General features: G+C 64.0%; 16 protein-coding genes. 6 read left to right on the plus strand and 10 right to left on the minus strand.

Annotated elements, in window-relative coordinates; translation table 11 throughout:
- Positions 1-443: 443 nt before the first annotated feature.
- The 5 genes from glpD (at position 444) to ACQ4W0_RS13445 (ending at position 5,666) form a co-directional block, all read left to right on the plus strand.
- Entirely contained in the window at positions 444-2,021 is a 1,578-nt protein-coding gene (glpD, locus tag ACQ4W0_RS13425) for a glycerol-3-phosphate dehydrogenase (RefSeq protein WP_436577167.1), read from the plus strand.
- Between the two features lie 224 nt (positions 2,022-2,245).
- A complete protein-coding gene (gene glpK / locus ACQ4W0_RS13430) occupies positions 2,246-3,745 on the plus strand; it encodes a glycerol kinase GlpK (RefSeq protein ID WP_436577353.1) in 1,500 nt (499 codons plus the stop codon).
- Positions 3,746-3,787: 42 nt separating this feature from the next.
- Positions 3,788-4,498: an MIP/aquaporin family protein gene (locus ACQ4W0_RS13435; RefSeq protein WP_436577168.1), complete on the plus strand. Its 711-nt coding sequence runs from the start codon at positions 3,788-3,790 to the stop codon at positions 4,496-4,498.
- Positions 4,499-4,704: 206 nt separating this feature from the next.
- Positions 4,705-4,950, plus strand: a complete 246-nt coding sequence (locus ACQ4W0_RS13440) for an AraC family transcriptional regulator (RefSeq protein WP_436577169.1) — start codon at positions 4,705-4,707, stop codon at positions 4,948-4,950.
- Entirely contained in the window at positions 4,926-5,666 is a 741-nt protein-coding gene (locus tag ACQ4W0_RS13445) for a GyrI-like domain-containing protein (RefSeq protein WP_436577170.1), read from the plus strand. The genes ACQ4W0_RS13440 and ACQ4W0_RS13445 overlap by 25 nt, the downstream gene beginning before the upstream one ends.
- A 30-nt stretch (positions 5,667-5,696) precedes the next feature.
- Here the strand turns inward: ACQ4W0_RS13445 and ACQ4W0_RS13450 are convergent, their stop codons facing one another.
- Positions 5,697-6,500 (minus strand): SDR family NAD(P)-dependent oxidoreductase, encoded by an 804-nt coding sequence (locus ACQ4W0_RS13450; protein WP_436577171.1) that lies wholly within the window; start codon positions 6,498-6,500, stop codon positions 5,697-5,699.
- Between the two features lie 164 nt (positions 6,501-6,664).
- On the opposite strand from ACQ4W0_RS13450, the gene ACQ4W0_RS13455 reads away from it, so the two are divergent.
- The gene (locus tag ACQ4W0_RS13455; RefSeq protein ID WP_436577172.1) at positions 6,665-7,228 is read left to right on the plus strand and encodes a TetR/AcrR family transcriptional regulator; all 564 of its coding nucleotides are present in this window, start codon (positions 6,665-6,667) and stop codon (positions 7,226-7,228) included.
- On the opposite strand, the gene ACQ4W0_RS13460 is transcribed toward ACQ4W0_RS13455, so the two are convergent.
- The 9 genes from ACQ4W0_RS13460 to ACQ4W0_RS13500 are packed head-to-tail and all read right to left on the minus strand — an operon-like array spanning position 7,200 to position 17,389.
- Positions 7,200-8,228 carry an AAA family ATPase gene (locus tag ACQ4W0_RS13460; protein ID WP_436577173.1) on the minus strand — a complete coding sequence of 343 codons (1,029 nt, stop codon included), beginning with the start codon at positions 8,226-8,228 and terminating at the stop codon, positions 7,200-7,202. The genes ACQ4W0_RS13455 and ACQ4W0_RS13460 overlap by 29 nt on opposite strands.
- Positions 8,225-9,604: a phenylacetate--CoA ligase family protein gene (locus ACQ4W0_RS13465; protein ID WP_436577174.1), complete on the minus strand. Its 1,380-nt coding sequence runs from the start codon at positions 9,602-9,604 to the stop codon at positions 8,225-8,227. Before ACQ4W0_RS13465 ends, ACQ4W0_RS13460 begins: the two co-directional genes overlap by 4 nt.
- Positions 9,601-10,194 carry a hypothetical protein gene (locus ACQ4W0_RS13470; protein WP_436577175.1) on the minus strand — a complete coding sequence of 198 codons (594 nt, stop codon included), beginning with the start codon at positions 10,192-10,194 and terminating at the stop codon, positions 9,601-9,603. Before ACQ4W0_RS13470 ends, ACQ4W0_RS13465 begins: the two co-directional genes overlap by 4 nt.
- 1 nt (position 10,195) lies before the next feature.
- Positions 10,196-11,977 (minus strand): VWA domain-containing protein, encoded by a 1,782-nt coding sequence (locus tag ACQ4W0_RS13475; protein WP_436577176.1) that lies wholly within the window; start codon positions 11,975-11,977, stop codon positions 10,196-10,198.
- A complete protein-coding gene (locus ACQ4W0_RS13480) occupies positions 11,974-12,951 on the minus strand; it encodes a hypothetical protein (RefSeq protein ID WP_436577177.1) in 978 nt (325 codons plus the stop codon). The genes ACQ4W0_RS13475 and ACQ4W0_RS13480 overlap by 4 nt, the downstream gene beginning before the upstream one ends.
- Before the next feature lie 9 nt (positions 12,952-12,960).
- Positions 12,961-13,434, minus strand: coding sequence for a hypothetical protein (locus ACQ4W0_RS13485; RefSeq protein ID WP_436577178.1), 474 nt, complete (start codon positions 13,432-13,434; stop codon positions 12,961-12,963).
- Positions 13,431-15,011, minus strand: coding sequence for an AAA family ATPase (locus ACQ4W0_RS13490; protein ID WP_436577179.1), 1,581 nt, complete (start codon positions 15,009-15,011; stop codon positions 13,431-13,433). The genes ACQ4W0_RS13485 and ACQ4W0_RS13490 overlap by 4 nt, the downstream gene beginning before the upstream one ends.
- 48 nt (positions 15,012-15,059) lie before the next feature.
- Positions 15,060-16,211 carry an ABC transporter permease gene (locus ACQ4W0_RS13495; RefSeq protein WP_436577180.1) on the minus strand — a complete coding sequence of 384 codons (1,152 nt, stop codon included), beginning with the start codon at positions 16,209-16,211 and terminating at the stop codon, positions 15,060-15,062.
- On the minus strand, positions 16,208-17,389 hold the full coding sequence (locus tag ACQ4W0_RS13500) for an ABC transporter permease (RefSeq protein WP_436577181.1): 1,182 nt from the start codon (positions 17,387-17,389) through the stop codon (positions 16,208-16,210). Before ACQ4W0_RS13500 ends, ACQ4W0_RS13495 begins: the two co-directional genes overlap by 4 nt.
- Positions 17,390-17,391: the final 2 nt, after the last annotated feature.

The following is a 17,391-nucleotide window of genomic DNA, read 5'->3' on the forward strand; positions in this document are numbered from 1 at the left end:
TGGTTGCACTGGATAACCCCCAGGTCCAGCCCGGAAGCTCTTTATCTCCCCCCTCCCCCTGATGCCATGCCCATGCCATGGCGACTTCTTCGGCACTCCTGTCGGGATTGATGATCGGCGAACGTCCGTGCGCCAGGCATGTGGCGAGCAGCAGGCCTATGCGCCGCGGCTCTGGTCGATATTGTCTTGCTGCGAAAACGAATCTAAACGAACAAAAAAGAATAATTATCTGTTGTTAAATTTTCGAATTTGCGTAGAATAAAGAAAAAAAACGCGTTATTCTTCACTTCGGCGCATTTTGCTTCCTGTTTGCATGGACGCCTGGATGTGCCAATGGCAGTGGCAGGCAGGCGCATGGCAGCGACTGCGTGGCGGGATGAAAAAACACCTGAAACCATGCACTTTTTTATAGCCCATAGCGGCCTATCACCACCTCCAGGATCATGATGCAATCGACAATCAAGCAGCTAGCGCAACAGGACTGTGATCTTTTAATCGTCGGCGGCGGCATCAACGGCGTCGGTATCGCGCGCGATGCGGCAGGCCGCGGTTTGCGCGTCATCCTGTGCGAGCAGCACGATCTGGCCCAGCACACATCCTCGGCCAGCACAAAACTGATACACGGCGGCCTGCGTTATCTTGAGTATTACGAATTCAAGCTGGTGCGCAAGGCCTTGCAGGAACGCGAATTGCTGTTGCGCACTGCACCGCACATCATGTGGCCGCTGCGATTCGTCATGCCTCACGATGCCGGACAACGGCCAGCCTGGATGATCCGTGCCGGGCTGTTCCTGTATGACCATCTGGCGCGACGCGCTTTTCTGCCGGCTTCGGAAGGCGTGTCGCTGCGCCAGCACGTGGCGGGCGGCCCGCTGAAGGGCGATTTCCGCAAGGGCTTCGTGTACTCTGACGGCTGGGTGGACGATGCGCGACTGGTGGTGCTCAATGCGCTGGACGCCAGCGAACGCGGCGCCACCATTCTGACCCGCACCCGCTGCGCGGCGGTACGGCAGGAAGGCCAGGGCTGGCACGCCACGCTGGAGAGCGAGCAGCATGGCCGCATCGACGTGACTGCGCGCGCCATCGTGAACGCCGCCGGCCCCTGGACCGCGCAATTCGCCAACGCCGCCTCGGGCGTGAGCAATACGCACGGGCTGCGGCTGGTCAAGGGCAGCCACATCATCGTGCCGCGCCTGTTCGATCATCCTTACGCCTATATTTTCCAGAACCAGGACAAACGCATCATCTTCGCGATTCCCTATCAGGACGAATTCACCCTGATCGGCACCACCGACCTGGAATATACCGGCGAGCCCGGCAAGGTGACGATCAGCGACGGCGAAGTGAGCTACCTGTGCGAGGTGGCCAACCGTTATTTCACCAAACAGATTGCACCGAGCGACGTGGTCTGGACCTATTCCGGGGTGCGACCGCTGCTCGACGACAGCGCGCAAAATGCCTCGGCGGTAACGCGCGACTACCTGCTCGAATGCGACCCGAACACAGCCCCCTTCCTCAATATCTGGGGCGGCAAGATCACCACTTACCGAAAACTGTCGGAAGAAGCGCTGGCCATGCTGCAGCCGCGCCTGGGCGGCGATGCACCGGACTGGACCGCCTCGGCACCCTTGCCGGGTGGCGACCTGGAGCAAGCGGGCGCGCTGGTTGACAGCATCGACTTCGAGCGCTTTGCACAACAACTGCACGCCCAGTACCCATGGCTGCCGGGCAAACTGGTGCAACGTTATGCGCGCTGCTACGGCACCCGCGCCAGGCGCATGCTCGGTACGGCAAACAATATGGCGGATCTGGGCGAGGAGCTGACGCCCGGCGTGTACGAACAGGAGGCGCGCTATCTGTTTGAGGTGGAATGGGCGCGCAGCGCCGAAGACATCCTTTGGCGCAGAACCAAATGCGGCCTGTACTGCCAGCCGCAGCATGTGGCGCGTCTGGAAGAATGGATCAAACAGATGTCGATGCAGCAGATCTCGCATCACCTGCAAGCGGGAGTCGCAGCATGAGATGAGCGATTGAACAGCCGGAGCGCAGCGATGGCGACACGCCGGTATCGGGCGAATGGCGCCCGCCGCGCTGAAGGCCGACCATGCGCACTGTTCCAGGCGGCTTTGCCTTGCCTGGGCCATCTCCCTGGACACGGGATGACAGTTTTACCGAGTGACCGGCGCGGCAAAGACCGGCAAAAAAAATCAACTATAGACGGAGATAAGACATGCAGAAAATGGCGATGAAGGACCAATACATTCTTGCGCTCGATCAGGGAACGACAAGCTCGCGCGCAGTGTTGTTTGATCGGGCCGGCAACATCGTCTCGGTAGCACAAAAGGAATTCCCGCAAATTTATCCGCAGCCAGGTTGGGTCGAGCATGACCCACAGGATATCTGGTCGACGCAGGCCGGCGTCGCCGCCGAAGCCGTCACGCACGCTGGTCTGAATGGCGCATCGATCGCCGCCATCGGCATCACCAACCAGCGCGAAACCACCATCGTCTGGGACCGCGAGACGGGCCGCCCGGTGTACAACGCCATCGTCTGGCAAGACCGCCGCACGGCCGATTTCTGCGATGAACTGAAAGGCCGCGGCCTCGAAGCCATCGTGCGGGAAAAAACCGGCTTGCCGATAGATTCGTATTTCTCCGCAACCAAGATCCGCTGGATACTCGACAATGTTCCAGGGGCGCGCGAACGCGCCAACCAGGGCAAGCTCGCCTTCGGCACTGTCGACAGCTGGCTGGTCTGGAATCTGACGCAGCAAGGACTGCACGTCACCGATGTCACCAACGCCTCGCGCACCATGCTGTTCAACATCCACACGCTGGAATGGGACGACGAGTTGCTGGCCATGATGGATATCCCGCGCAGCATGCTGCCTGAAGTCCATCCATCTTCGTCCGTCTACGGCAGCACCAAAACCACCTTGTTTGCCTCCGCCGTGCCGCTGGCCGGCATCGCCGGCGACCAGCATGCGGCGCTGTTCGGCCAGATGTGCACCAAGCCAGGCATGGTCAAGAACACCTACGGCACAGGTTGTTTCCTGGTGATGAACACGGGCGACAAACCAATTGAATCGAAAAACAATCTCGTCACTACGATCGCATGGCAGATCGGCGAGCAGGTCAACTACGCGCTCGAAGGCAGCATTTTCATCGGCGGCGCGGTCGTGCAATGGCTGCGCGACGGACTCGGCATCATCAAGAGCGCCGCTGAAATCGAGGCGCTGGCCCGCTCTGTGCCACATGGCGACGGCGTCTATCTGGTGCCGGCCTTCGCCGGACTCGGCGCACCGCATTGGAATCCGCGCGCCCGCGGCACGCTGTTCGGCGTGACGCGCGGTACCACCTCGGCCCACATCGCGCGCGCTGCGCTCGACAGCATCGCCTACCAGTCGCTGGATGTATTAAAGGCAATGGAAGCCGACCTGGGTGGCAAGATTACCGAATTGCGCGTCGACGGCGGCGCGGTGGCAAACGATTTGTTGATGCAATTCCAATCGGACTTGCTCGGCGTCGACGTGGTGCGCCCGCAAATCACCGAAACGACGGCCCTGGGCGCGGCGTACCTGGCCGGCTTGGCGGTCGGCTACTGGAAGGATGTCAGCGACATACAGGATCAATGGAAACTGGACCGCCGTTTCACGCCGGCGCTCGACGCGAGCACAGTGAAGGCCCATATACAGGGATGGCAGCGTGCGGTCAACGCCAGCAAAGCCTGGGCCGATGCGGTCTGATCCGCCAAGCGCCCATCCCCCACATTTCACTGGAAGCTTCACATGAATCCTTTATTCGCCGAATTCATCGGCACCACGTTACTCGTCCTGCTGGGCAATGGCGTGGTCGCCAACGTCATCTTGCAGAAAACCAAGGGCCATAACAGCGGCCTGATCGTGATCGCCATCGGCTGGGCGATGGCGGTCTTTGTCGCCGTGCTGTGCACCGCCGCCGCCAGCGGCGGCCACCTCAATCCGGTGGTCACCGTGGCGCTGGCGGTGGTCGGGAAATTCCCTTGGGCAAAGGTTCCCGCCTATGTCGCCATGCAAATGCTGGGTGGCATGATGGGGGCGTTTCTGGTATGGGTCGTCTACTACAAGCACTTCGAGAGCACCCCCGATGGCGACACCAAACTGGCAGTCTTTTGCACCGGCCCGGCGATCCGGGGCACCTTCGGCAGCCTGGCCGCCGAAATGATCGCCACCTTCGTTCTCGTGTTTGCCGTCCTGAACATGGCGGTGCCAAGCTTCGGACTGGGCGCCATGAGTGCCTTGCCCGTCGCCCTGCTGGTGCTGGGCATAGGCGTGTCGCTCGGCGGCACCACGGGTTACGCGATGAGCCCGGCGCGCGACTTTGGTCCGCGCATCATGCACGCAATCCTGCCCATCCCGGGCAAGCGCGACAGCGATTGGCGCTATGCCTGGGTGCCGGTCATCGGCCCGCTGCTGGGCGCCGTCCTGGCGGCACTGCTGTACAACAACTATAAATTCTAAGTAATCCTCAGGAAATTATTGTGAAATTATGACGAACAGAACCGGATGCTATGCAAAACGCCCGCTGCGACGCATGATTCCACCTTTGACCTGGCCAATGAAAGCATCGCCCTGATTGCGCGCGACGAGCTGGAACAGGCGTCGAACGCGCCCTGACTTCCCGCCCTGGCGCTGCACGGCGGGGACTTCATGCCATAATCGGCGGCATGTCTTCCCCTCCTCCGTCCCCTGAGCAGCCAGTATCTGGCCAGTTCTGCGGCCAGTTCCGCGCCGAATATGCACGGCGCATGAATGCCGTGCTTGACCACATCAACCGCCACTTGGACACGCCGCTGGACCTGGCGCAGCTGGCCGACGTCGCGCATTTTTCGCGTTTCCACTTTCATCGCGTATTCGCCGCCTGGAAACGGCCGCCCTGCGGCTGGCTGTGCGCCCCGACGAAACGATACTGAACATCGCGCTGGCGACGGGTTTCGGTTCCGGCGAAGCGTTTGAGCGCGCCTTCAAGCTGAAATTCGGCTGCACGCCGACAGCCTGGCGCGCCGGCGTCGCCGCGAAAAACGCCGCCATGCTCGCGGCCATGCACCTGCGCCGGCTAGATAGCAATCCGGATCAGGCGATGCGCAATGCCGATCAGGCAGACCTGCCGAACTTCCAGCACCATGGGCACTCCAATCCACTTCATAGAGAGAGTCCCATGCAAGTCACCATCCTCGACCTGCCGCCCGCCAGCGTGGCGTGCCAGCGCCATATCGGCCCTTACGGCCCCGCCATCAGCGCCTTCTGGCGCGACACCGTCGCGCCATGGATGCAGTCGCACGGCCTGGGCGACGCGACCTGCTACGGCATCGGTCATGACGATCCCAGCATCACGCCGCCAGGCAAATGCCGCTACGACGCCTGCGTCGCCGTTCCCGATGGCTTCCAGGCAGGTGGCCGGGCCAGCATCACCACCCTGCCGGGCGGGCGCTATGCTGTGGCACAGTTCAAGGGACCATCCAGCGCCATCGCCGACGCATGGACGCGCATGACGCGCGAATGGCTGCCGGCCAGCGGCCTGCAATGGGACGAACGCCCCTGCTTCGAGCGCTTTTCCGCCGCCACGGCGATGGACCCGGCCACCGGCGAATTCTCTTGCGACATCTGCATCCCCGTGCGACCGCTGTAGCGTCGGCGCGTGGTGCTGTCAGCCCTCCTGTCAGCCACCGAGGCCGTAGCGCGATGCCGGCTTGCCGCGCATCGCGCCTGCGAACAGGGCCAGGCGGGCCGCGTCAAAACGCTCCCACAACTCCCGGTCTTCCACGGAAGGCAAGGTCACCAGCTCGCCCTGGTCCAGGCCCGCCAGGGCCGCATCGACGCAGTCTTCCGCGCGCATGATGGTGGCCTGGTCCAGTTGGGCCAGCGGCACGCCGCTCAATTCCCAGATTTCCGTCGCCGTCGATGCGGGCAGCACCAGCTGCACCGTGATGCCCGTGCCGGCCAGTTCCTGCTGCAAGCCGCGCGTGAAATTCATCACATAGCCCTTGGTGGCGCTATAGATCGTGCTGACCGGCAGGATGTGGAAGGACAGCACGGAACCGATGTTGATGATGGTGCCGCTGTTGCGCAGCTTGAATTGCGGCAGCACGGCGTAGGTCAGCTGGGCCAGCGCCGTCACATTCACCTTGTCCATGGTGGCGATGCCCGCCTTGGGCGTATCGACGACGGGCGCCAGAATCGACGCGCCCGCGTTATTCACCAGCATGGTGATGGCCGGGCTGCCGGTCAGTTCATCGGCCACGCGCTGCAGGTCGGCCGGTGCAGACAGGTCGGCCGCCATGGCGCGCACGACCACGCCATACTTTTCCGCCAGCGACTTGGCTAGCACGCCTAGGCGCTCGACCCGGCGCGCCACCAGGATCAGATCAAAGCCACGGCTGGCCAAGCGGTCCGCATACACGGCGCCCAGGCCAGACGATGCGCCAGTGACGAGGGCCGTGCCTTGGATATTGCTTGTACTCATGATGATTCCTTTAAGGTTTTCAAATTAAAATGAAGGGACAGTAAGCATGATACTTATCATGCTTCGACGCGACACTAAACATGATGATCATCATATTTAGTGTCGCAAGCATGACGTACGTCATGTATGATGTCAACAGAAATGTGCAATAACCGGAGAACACCATGCGATACCCAGCGGCCGAGACGGCAGAAAAACACCAGCGTATCCTGCGGGAAGCGGCACGGCTATTCCGTGAGCAAGGCTTTGACGGCGTCAGCGTGGGACAGATCATGCAGGCGACGGGGCTAACGCATGGCCCCTTCTACAACCACTTCGCCTCGAAGGAAGCGCTGATGGCCGAAAGCACCTTGCATGGCTCGGAGCACTCGCGCGTGGCGCTCGATGCGGCTACGGCCAGTCCGGAAGCCATGCGCCAGTATGTGCGCGATTATGTGAGCACGGCCCACCGAGATGCGCCAGGCAATGGCTGTTTGCTGGCGGCGCTGGCGGGCGACGCGCGCAAGCAGCCGGCAGTGCGCCCCGCCTTCACCTTCCACCTGAAATCCATCATCGGCAAGCTGGCGACGCATTTCCCGTGGCAGAAAAAACGCAACCCCAGGCAGGAAGCCATCGTCATGCTGTCGGCCATGGTGGGCGCCGTGGCGCTGGCGCGCACCGTCGACGATGAAGCGTTTTCAGATGAGATCCTGGCGGCGGTCAGGGCAACACTTGCGCCACCTGTCTGACCCTGTCGGCCACCGTGCCTGACACATCGATATAAGCGATCCCCCGCCGTTCCAGTTCGGCTTGGTACCACGCATGCTGGCGCGCGCGGAAATCCCCGTCGCGGCGCGTACCGTCCTGGATGAAGGGGAAGTCGGGCGCGCACAGCAGCACCAGGTCGTAGCGATGCCCGGCCAGCTGCGCCAGTTCCTGCTCGGCCCTGCCGAACATCTCGACGCAGTAAAAATACGTGGTCAGGGGCGACGTGTCGCAAAACAGCCAGCGCTGCGCGGCCATGGCGGCTTGCGCTTCGCGGCGCAGCTGTTCGCGGCCGATCTTGAGCAGATCGTCGTAATGTAATACGCCATCCTGGCTTTCCCACAGCTCGCGGCCATACTCGGCCACCCACCCGGTATCGAAATGCGCTGCCAGCGCGGCCGCCAGGGTCGTCTTGCCGCTCGATTCACCACCGAGCACGCACACGCGCGTGACGAAATGGGCACGCACCAGCGGTGACAGGAAGGCGCTGTGCGCCTGCGGGTCTTGCCTTACCCGCGTTCCTGACACGGGCACCAGCCCCCTCGCCTGGTCCACGCTGACATGCGCCACCGCGCCCGCCGCGTAATGCCGCGCCAGCACCCGCGCAAAGCCGGGGCCATAGTCTTCGCTGCTGAACACGGCATCGACGGGCAGCGCCAGCACCGTCCAGCACAGCCAGCCCATGAAATGGCGATGCAGTTCGCCGTCGTCGTCGTTGTGCGGCAAGGTCCGCGCCGGCACGCCGCGCGCCGCGCACAGGGCGGCCAGGCGCGCATCGTCCAGCACCACGATTTGCGCTTGCGGGAATTGCGCGTGCAGCCAGGCGTCCCGGCGCGCCGGGTCCAGGCCGGGAAACTCAGGCCTGGTGTAACTGACCACCAGCAGTTCTTCGCAAGCCTCCTGCGCACGATGGATCAACAGTTCATGGCCCTTGTGCAGCGGGCAAAATTTGCCGACTACCAGGCCGCGCTTATAAAGATTCATGCTGCCGCTTCCTGCAAATCCGAGGTGTATTGAATGATCTTGTCTTCCGCCAGCAAGGTCTCGACCATGATGTCGCCGAAAAAAGGGGCGAGCAAGGCGCGCGCCCGGTCAGCCTGCGGCATGGCGCCCGGCGCCAGGCGCAGCACCACAGTGCCGTCGCCATGCTGGTGCACGCCGAACAAGGCGATGGCCAGCGGTTTCAAGGCATGCGTGATGTCGATATTGTTGATCCATTCGCCCTTGATCGTCCTGTAGCGCAAGGGACTGCGGCCCGCCAGGCCTACCAGCACGGGGCCATGCGGCCCATGGACCAGCGAGGCGCAATCGCCCGTGCGGTAGCGCACCAGGGGCAGGCAGAAATTGAAACCGCCCGTCACGGTGATTTCGCCGCGCGCGCCAAGCGGCACGGGCTGGCCGCCGGCGTCGAGGATTTCCACGTACAGCCGGTACTGCAGCAGCACGTGGCCACCCGCCTGCTCATCGTAGACGGCCACTGGCCCCACCTCATTGAGCGAATAGATGTCGAGCACGGGGCAGCCGAAACGCTCTTCCAGGCGCGCGCGCATGCCGGGCAACAGCATCATCGAGACGGACATCAGCGCGGCCGGCTTGTGCGTCATGGGCAAGGCCAGCAGCTCGGCAAACGAGATGGGGTCGCCCGCGATCAATTCGGGTGCCATGGCATCAAGATAGCGCGCGCGGTCGTCCGGCTCGCGCCAGTCGTCCACGTGCAGATTGATCTTCGCCAGGCCCGATTCGTGCATCGTGGGCGTGACGGAGACATAGGTGAAGCAGCGGCGCTGGTGCCCCAGCAGCATGACGCCCACCTGCCCCGCGCCATGGCGCAAGGTCACGCCGAAGCGCCGCAGCGCGCGCTTGTGGAAAGCCAGGTAGCGCCCCGCCACCAGCGGGTGCGAAGCGATCAGCAGCGGGTGGCCCGTGGTGCCCGTCGTCTGGAAATTGATCATGCGCGCCAGGTCCGCATCGTCAGGCACGAAGGCGGCGATATCGTGCGCCAGTTCGGCGCGGCTGATGGGCGCCACGTCCGCAAGGCGGGCGGGTGGCGAACCGCAGGCGCGGTAGTACGGCACCGTGGCATAAGTCGCCTTGAGAAAATCGGGCAGCCAGGATGGCGGCGCGACGGCGCTCCAGCTGATCGTCGCCTGCATGACTTCCTGCTCATAAGCACGCAACGCATCGACTTCGTCAGCCAGCAGCTTGTTGCCGCTGCGGTTGCGGAACTGGGGCGCTGCGGGATGGCTGCGCAGTTTTTCCAGCATGCGCGCACCCGTTTGCGTCAGGGTGGGGCAGTAGTCGCGGTCCGATTCCCAGGCGCCGCCAGGCCGATTGACGTCAGGTTTGCCAGCGAGCGTCATTCGCGCGACCACTTGTCAGCCGATTCCTCGGCCGCCTTCTTCGCCAGCGCCTCGCGGATTTCCCGCGCGCGCTGTTCGGCCAGTCGGCTCGCTTCGAGCAAGCGGCGGCGCTCCGTGCCGCTGATGGCGGACAATCTGTCCGTGGCCTGCGTCACGCTTTCAGCGCGGGGACGAAAGCCCAGGCGCGCCAGCACGATGCGCGCCAGTTCCTCGCGCCGCTCCGGGTCTTGCGTGAATTGGTGGGCCGGCGTGGCGGCGGCCAGTTCGCGCGCCGCCTCGCCCAGCAATTGCAGCAAGGCTGGCTGCCGCAACTGCTGGCCGGTGAACCAGTCGTCGGCCAGCAGCCAGCACAGGATCATGGCCAGCGCCAGCCGGTTGCGGTCCGCCTTCACCTGTGCGCCGATAAAACCCTGCAAGGAGGCGGCCGGTGCGCGCGCGCCATGCAACAGCAGGATGTCGTTAACCAGCGCAGCAACCGCCACCGCCTGCGCGTTGGCGACGCCGGCGATGCGCGGCTCGGCGAGGAATTCGGCGGGCGTGTCGGCCAGGCGGTGGGTCAGGGTTTCGAGGTGGGGACCGGGAGTGTGCATATCATGATTGTATATAGTGGCGCCGGCTGAACGCCCGCGCAAATTCCAGCAAATCCTCGTAGCGCTCGACGGCGTGGATATCCCAGCCCTGTTCGCGGCGCGCGCGTTTCAGCGCGTCATAGGTTTGCTGCAGCCACTTGTGGGTCGCCGCGCCTTCCCAGTCGCGCTCCAGGTTCAGGGCCATGGTGCCGCCCGCGCCGCCCTGGGCCAGCGCCTTGGCGGAAATATCCCAGCCGCTGTTGCCCCGTTCATCGTCGTCGAACATGGTGGTGATGCCGTCGTCGGAAATCATCAGGATGTGCACGGGCCGTTCGCGCCTGGCGGCATACGTCTGGCGCAGGCAATGGATGGGGAAACAGGTGCCGCCGCCAAAAAATTCCGTCAGCACGCAAAGGATCATGTCTTCATCGCGCACGAAACCGGGCGTCTGCATCACCTCGTTCTTGCCGCTCCACAGCGTTACCTGCACTTTCGCGCCCGCGCGCAGGGCGGACAGAGCGATGACGGCGCCAGCCAGGGTCAGGAACGAGGTGTGCGCCTGCGGGTTCGGCATGGAGCCGGAACTGTCCACGTACATGTCCAGGTCGACGGGCACGGCGTCGATGGCGCGCGCCGGTTCGCGGCCATACACGCGGCGCACGGTGGTCACGCCCGGCACGGGGCGCGGCGACTGCATCACGGATTGCAGCCAGTCGATTTCTTCCAGCGGATCGCCTATCTCCCACGCTTCCAGCCCTTCCATCTGCGGCTCCTGCGATTCGGGCGCGGGGCGACTGGGAAACGCCACCAGGTGCGGCAAGGCCCGCTCGCGGTAGTAACGGATGGCGATTTCATGGTCGCTCAGGTTCACGCCCGAGGCTTTCAAAATGTCGCCCAGCTCGAACGGTTCGCGCAGCTGGCCGCCGCCCGCCCTGGCCGGCGCCTCGGCTTGCGGCTCTTCCCCATCGAGACCGGAGATGCGCTTGTCATGCACCGGGTGGATGGCTCCGCCCTCCTCGTCATCCTCGATCTGCTGCGCGCCATACGTCTGACAGCCACGCGCCGCGTCGCGCGTGTCGAGCAGATAGCGACTGGGGTCAAGACTGTCACCCAGGGCATCCGTATCTTCCACCAGGTAAGGCAGCAGCAAGGTGGCGAAGCGGCCCGCCGCCAGCATCCAGTCGTTCGCATACACGCGTATCAGGCGCGCGCCCAACCAGGCATCCGTATCCAGGCGTTCGTCGGCCTGGCCGCCGCCCAGCTCTCCCTTTTCCAGCTGCCACAGGTTTTCATAGATGCGCATGTACAGGGTCCATACGCCGCCGCTGCTTTTAGCGTCAGCTTGCGCCGTGCGTCCCTGCTGCAGCTTGCGGTAGATATCGGCCATGCGCAAATTCGCCTGGCGCTGCAGCCGGTCGTTGATGAACAGGTCCGTGTACAGGTTGGCCACCATGGGCGCATGCTGCTCCAGGGTGGGCAAGGCGCGGCGCATGCGCGCCAGCAGGCGGAACTGGTCGCTGGCGCTGCCCGGCGCGAGGATATGGTGGCCGATTTCATGCGCGAGGATTTCCAGCGCATAGTCGTCCAGCCCCAGTTCCGTCACCAGCGGCAAGTCGACCACGACGCTCTGGTCCAGCAGGCGGATCATGGCGAAGCTGCCGGACAAGCCCTGCTTGCTGGCCTCGACGTGGCTGGCGCACAGGCTGGGATCGCGCAAGCGCGTAAATTTGCTCCACACGGCCAGGGCCTCGGGCCAGGCAGCCTGCCAGGCGTCGATCAGCGCGGTGTCGGCATCTTTCTTCATGCGAGAGGCAGCAAGCGGATCGCATGCGTCCAGGGTGAGGTGATGGCCAGCGTATGCGCATTGGCGGCGATGGCGATGTCGCCGGCCGGCACATCGAGCACGATGCTGCGCGCGCCGATATGCACGGTCGCCCCATCGAGACGCACGGAAGATGGTCTATCGTTTGGCGCCTGCTCGAACTCCTGCGCCGTGGCGCCATGCAGCACGGCGCCATAGGCGTCGGCCACCAACAGATAATGGCGTTCGGCGCTGCGCACAGCAAAGCCGCAGCCATCCTTTGTCGCGCGCACTTGCGGCGGCGTACCGAAGGCGCCACCGAGGCCGCTGAAGCTGCCGAACTCCCTGCCATCGGCATTGCCGCGCCAGGGATTCGCCAGCAACTGCGCATGCACCTGCGGCCAGTGCGCACCCGGTTCGCCAAAGGCGGCCAGCGCCAGCGCGAGCGGCAAGGTGTCGGCGGCGGCCAGCGCGCCCTGGCGAAAATGCGCGACGCCTGCGCGCCAGGCCAGCACCTGGCCCACGACGCGCAACTCAGCCACGGCGGTCACGTCCGGCGCCACGGCAGCCATCTCCGCCTGCCACTGTGCGGGACGCGCTCCCGCCACGGCGCAAAGGTGGATGGCGGCGTTGCTCAGCATGCCCAGCACCTCGACGGGGGCCTTCGCCAGCAGCGGCGCAAACGATGGCGCCAGTTCGCGCCAGACGGTGTTCAAGAAGGCATTCTTTGCCGCCGGCCCCGCCAAGCCGTGGCCCACCAGTTCCAGGGCCATGTCGTAGGCGGCCAGGGTGACGCCGCCCGCGCGCTCGGGCGCGGCGGCGGCTACCGCCACCACCAGCGGATCGACGCCATCATGCAGGAAGGCGCCGAAGGCGGCCATGTCGAGCGCGGGAAAACGCCGGCGCGCTTCCGCAGCGCGGCCGTTGAACTGGGCGCGGCCGCCGGCGAGTATCGATGCGAAGGCAGGGGAAATCATCAGCGCTCCTCAATCGCTATGCGAAAAATGCAGCAGATAGCGTTCGTTCCCTGATTCGAAGGCGATCTCGTCCCAGTGGATCGCGTACCAGAAACCAGGCGGCGGCGTCATCGTCACGGCGTGCAGGGAAAAGCCGCCCAGCGCGCCGTCGAGCGACGCCAGGAAGGCGGCCACGAGCAGCGCGCGGAAGCGCCCCGGTGGCGCCGCCTGCATGTGCTGCGACGAGAAAAACCAGCGCTGGCACACTTGCTCCAAGTGCGCGCGCCCGCACGGCACCGCATTGACGTGCCACAGGGCTGCCGGCAAGTCACGGGCGGGTTCGATGACTTTCAAGGCATAATCTTCGACGCGCAAGCCCAGCGCCGTGGAGAGATCGGGCGCATCGGGCAGGCGCTGCAACTCGTAGCTCGCGCACAGGTCGCTCGCTTCGCCATTGAGTATGGCCAGCGCTTCCAGGAAGCCTAGACAATAAGGAACGCTCATTGCGAACGCAGCCAGCTGCGGTAGTTGGTATAGCGCTGGTGCAGGTATTTGAGCTTGAGCAAATCGTCATACAGGGGACCGTACAGCTTGCGCCCTTTCGTGCGTTCGCCGATCAGCTTTTCGATGCGGTTCAGGCGCGCCAGGGTCTCGCGCTCGCTGACGCCATCGAGGCCCAGGTCGAATTCCGCAGACAGCACGCCAACGGGATCATCTCGGTCCAGGTCCAGGCGGTTGAATTCATCGTTCGACAAATCGAACAGGCGGCGCAGCCAACCCAGCCTGTCGCTGCGGTAGGCGGCGTTTTCCGGCAGCGCGAAAAAGGGCGCGTCCGGGTCCGGCTGCAGCTTGTTATGCAAGACGAACGGCAGCACCTGGCGCAAGTCTTCCAGCTCCACCTCGCCATTGCCTCTAAAGTAGGCCATGGCCTTGGCGTAGACCAGCAGCGCCATCAGGGTGCGCACGGAGATGCCGTTGAGGGTCTGGCAGCCCAGGTCCTTCAGGCGGTCGCGCCCATTGTCGGCCGCCTGCGCGGCGCCACGGTCAGCGCCGGCCAGGCGCGCCGTATCCTTGGTCATGTATTCGAACTGGCCGCCCGCCGTCTCGAACAGCTCGAACTGGCTGGCGAAAAACTCCAGGCGGCGGCGCACGGCGTCGGGTATGCCCACCTGGCGGATTGCTTCGCCTATCTGATCCACTTCGCCTTCCGTGAAGATGATCTCGGGCGGCACCAGCTCTTCGGGGCGCACGTTTTCTTCCACGCGCAGCAGCAGCTCATTTAAAAAGCGCGGATTGAAGGCCAGCGCCTGCACCGTCACGTCGACCCGGTCGCGCAGCGCCTCGATCACCTGGTAGGTGCCGCCGCCCTGGTCGTCGTTGGCCGTCAAATACCAGGCCGCTTCCGGACATTCGTAAATGTGGTTCAGCACTTCCGCGTAATTGTCGCCCATGACGGTGAGCAGCGCGCTTTGCGTGCGCGTGGGGATGCGGCTGTATTCATCGACGATTTTCACGCGCATGCCCAGCCAGGCGCGCCAGGCGATGCGGATATCGTCCATGCTTTGCGCATTGACCAGGTCCGCCGGCAGCGGGTTGCCCAGTAAATCGGCTACCGTCATCTGCGGGTGGCCATGCTGCATGGCCCGTTTGACTTCCTTGACGGTCGAACCGGCCAACACCCCCATCAGCAGGGCGCTGGCCGTCTTGCCCCGCCCCGGCCCGCCGACGAACAGGCATTTGCGGCGCGTGGCAAAGGTCAGCAGCGGCAGCAAAATAAAACTGGAATAGCTTTGCGCCGACGGTAAATTCAGGGTGCGGCGGCTGTCGCCCACGGAATACGTCTGCGACGGGCCATCGTTGTACTCGATGTCGTAATGAGGACTGATGATGGCGTGGTTGACGATCCAGAAATAAGCCTGGCGCAGCTTTTCATCGAAAGGCCGCGCTTGCGCCTCGCCTTCTGCTCCCAGCGCGATGGGTCCCTGGTACAAATCGGCCACGTCGAACTGCCGCGCGGCGGGCGCCGCCTTCGGCTTGGTGGGGGCTTGGGACAGGCGCTGGAACAGGTTAAAGGCGGACATGATGTGCAGGCAACGTGAGGGAAACGAAATTATTGCATATCGTTCCCATTACGCCTTGTTCAAATCAACAACGGTTTCATCCATCTTGCACCAGCGCCACCAGCCCAGCGCCACGCACGCCGCCAGCAGGCAGAGCAAGCCCGCCACTTCATGGCGGATTTCATACAGCGAGGCGCCCATCTGGTTAAGCGCAACAAAGCCCTGGATGCCGGCCGTGGATGGCAGCAGCCAGCGCAGCCATTGCAGCACGATAGGCATGGACGAGACGGGCCAGGTGAGGCCGGCCAGGAACAGGACCGGCATCGAGGTGGCGATCATCAGTTGCGTGCCCCGTTCGCGCGTGCGGAACAGCATGCCCAGCAGCATGCCGAAGGCCGCTTCCGCCAGGGAAAACAGTACCAGCAGCAAGAGCATGCCGCCGAAGTTGCCGCCACGGGGGTAATCCTGGAACCAGAAGACGAAACCGAAAAAATAGCAGCAATTGAGAAACGCCACGCAGGCAAACGCCAGCAGCATGCCCGCATAGCTGCCTGCCGTGCGCTTGCCTGTCAGGGGAAAGCTCTTGCGCTGGTACCAGGTGCCGAACAGCATGGTCATGCCGATCAACAAGGTTTGCTGCACAATAAGAGTAGCCACGCCCGGCACGACATAGGCGCCATAGCCTTCCTTGACATTAAACAGGGGCACGGCGGCTAAGGCGATGGGCGAGCGCTGCTGGTTGGCCTGCACGGCCGATGGCGTGCCCGCGCCCAAACGCTTGAGCTCAATCCCGGCCGACACGGTGCCCACCACTTCGGCCAGGCCGTTCAGCGCCACCTTGTTCAGCATCAGATATAGGCCATTGCCCGCCACCTGCGCGTGGGCGGCGCGGCCAGCCAGCACGTCCGTCTGCAAGCCGTCGGGAAGGATCAGCACGCCCATGACCTGGTCGCGCCACAATAAATCTTGCGCGACGGGCAAGTCCGGCGTGACGGCCACGACTTGCAAGGATGGATGGGCCATGGCGAAGCGCGTCAGCTGGCGCGACATGGCGCTGCGGTCCTGGTCGACGACCGCCACGGGCACGCGCTGGACGATTTCCGTCGAGTACGGCAGCGGATAAAAGAACGAATAAATGATGCCGCCAATGAACAGCAAGGTCAGCGCGCCCTTGTCCGTCAGCATGGCGCGCCAGGTGGCGAGGAAGGATTGCCACATCATGCACGCCCCCATGCCGCAGGCGCATTCGCGCGGCGCGCCAGCAGGAATACGCCCACGGCGCCGCAGCCGACGGCAAAGCCAGCCAAAATGAGCATTTCCTGCACACCATAGCGCCACGGCGCGCCGGCCAGCCAGTATTTGGTTTGCAATTGCAGATAATGCGTGAGCGGCAAGGCTTCCGCCCAGGCGCGGGCCGGCGCCGGCATGGCCATCAAGGGAAAGGCCTGGCCCGCAAACGCGAAGGCCGGCGCCGTGATGAAGGCCGCGCCCGACAGGGCCAGGCGCAGCGACAAGGTGGCGGCGATCAGCAAGGTGGCCAGGCCACAGTAAGCCAGCACCAGCAGCAACATGCTCAACAGCAAGGCCGGCAAGCTGCCCGCCACGGCCCAGTCCCGCGCCAGGCTGAAGAACAGCAAATACAGCAGCGCCAGCGCGCAGTAGGCGATCAGGGGAAACAGCAGCTTGGTGCCGACGGCGCGTAGCCAACTGCCATGGGCCGAGGCCAACCATTGCGGCACCGTGCCGTCGCGCAACTCGCGTCCGATGGAAGTAACGACGGCAACGACGATGAAAATCTGCAGCATGGCCGGCATCAGGGCCAGGGTCAAAAACGCTTCATAGCTGACGTTGTCGTTATACAGGCTGTTCAAGGTCGTGCGTATCGGTTCGAACTGGGCCGCGGCCTGCACGCCCGACATGCCCTTTTTCACGCGCGCCGTCATCTCGATACCGGCCGACAAGGTCGTGCTGACCGTGCGCACGTCGCGCAGCAAGGCGCCCGCGTGCGAAGAAAACTGCGCGTTGTACAGCCATTGCACGGTGGCTTGGCGGCCGCTCAGCAGTTTCTGTTCGAAATCGTTCGGAATGAGCAGATAGCCAAACGCCGTGCGTTCGCGCAAGCGATGCAGGGCTTCGTCGCTGGACGCCACTTTCGCCGTGACCTCGATACCGGGCGAAGCGTCGAGCCAGCGCGTCAACTGGCGCGACAAGGTGGAGTTATCGTTATCGATGACGACGATGGGCAAGTCGCGCGCGATGCCGGCGGAAAACACCAGCCACAACATGCCGCATAGCACGACGGGAATCCAGCTAAGCATGCCGAAGTCCCAGAAGTCGCCGCGCAAGCGCCGCCACTCGCGCGCCAGCGCTGAAACCGGCTCTTTATCCGCTTCGCTCATCG

The sequence above is a fragment of the Janthinobacterium breve genome (assembly GCF_051380895.1).
Classification (GTDB): domain Bacteria; phylum Pseudomonadota; class Gammaproteobacteria; order Burkholderiales; family Burkholderiaceae_D; genus Janthinobacterium.

Coding starts and splice junctions, on each gene's coding strand:
- ACQ4W0_RS13465 (WP_436577174.1), bottom strand. CDS start 9,604: ATGACGCTCGCTGGCAAACCTGACGTCAATCGGCCTGGCGGCGCCTGG.
- ACQ4W0_RS13435 (WP_436577168.1), top strand. CDS start 3,788: ATGAATCCTTTATTCGCCGAATTCATCGGCACCACGTTACTCGTCCTG.
- ACQ4W0_RS13500 (WP_436577181.1), bottom strand. CDS start 17,389: ATGAGCGAAGCGGATAAAGAGCCGGTTTCAGCGCTGGCGCGCGAGTGG.
- ACQ4W0_RS13440 (WP_436577169.1), top strand. CDS start 4,705: ATGTCTTCCCCTCCTCCGTCCCCTGAGCAGCCAGTATCTGGCCAGTTC.
- ACQ4W0_RS13485 (WP_436577178.1), bottom strand. CDS start 13,434: ATGAGCGTTCCTTATTGTCTAGGCTTCCTGGAAGCGCTGGCCATACTC.
- ACQ4W0_RS13455 (WP_436577172.1), top strand. CDS start 6,665: ATGCGATACCCAGCGGCCGAGACGGCAGAAAAACACCAGCGTATCCTG.
- ACQ4W0_RS13480 (WP_436577177.1), bottom strand. CDS start 12,951: ATGATTTCCCCTGCCTTCGCATCGATACTCGCCGGCGGCCGCGCCCAG.
- ACQ4W0_RS13475 (WP_436577176.1), bottom strand. CDS start 11,977: ATGAAGAAAGATGCCGACACCGCGCTGATCGACGCCTGGCAGGCTGCC.
- ACQ4W0_RS13490 (WP_436577179.1), bottom strand. CDS start 15,011: ATGTCCGCCTTTAACCTGTTCCAGCGCCTGTCCCAAGCCCCCACCAAG.
- ACQ4W0_RS13450 (WP_436577171.1), bottom strand. CDS start 6,500: ATGAGTACAAGCAATATCCAAGGCACGGCCCTCGTCACTGGCGCATCG.
- glpK (WP_436577353.1), top strand. CDS start 2,246: ATGAAGGACCAATACATTCTTGCGCTCGATCAGGGAACGACAAGCTCG.
- glpD (WP_436577167.1), top strand. CDS start 444: ATGATGCAATCGACAATCAAGCAGCTAGCGCAACAGGACTGTGATCTT.
- ACQ4W0_RS13495 (WP_436577180.1), bottom strand. CDS start 16,211: ATGATGTGGCAATCCTTCCTCGCCACCTGGCGCGCCATGCTGACGGAC.
- ACQ4W0_RS13470 (WP_436577175.1), bottom strand. CDS start 10,194: ATGCACACTCCCGGTCCCCACCTCGAAACCCTGACCCACCGCCTGGCC.
- ACQ4W0_RS13460 (WP_436577173.1), bottom strand. CDS start 8,228: ATGAATCTTTATAAGCGCGGCCTGGTAGTCGGCAAATTTTGCCCGCTG.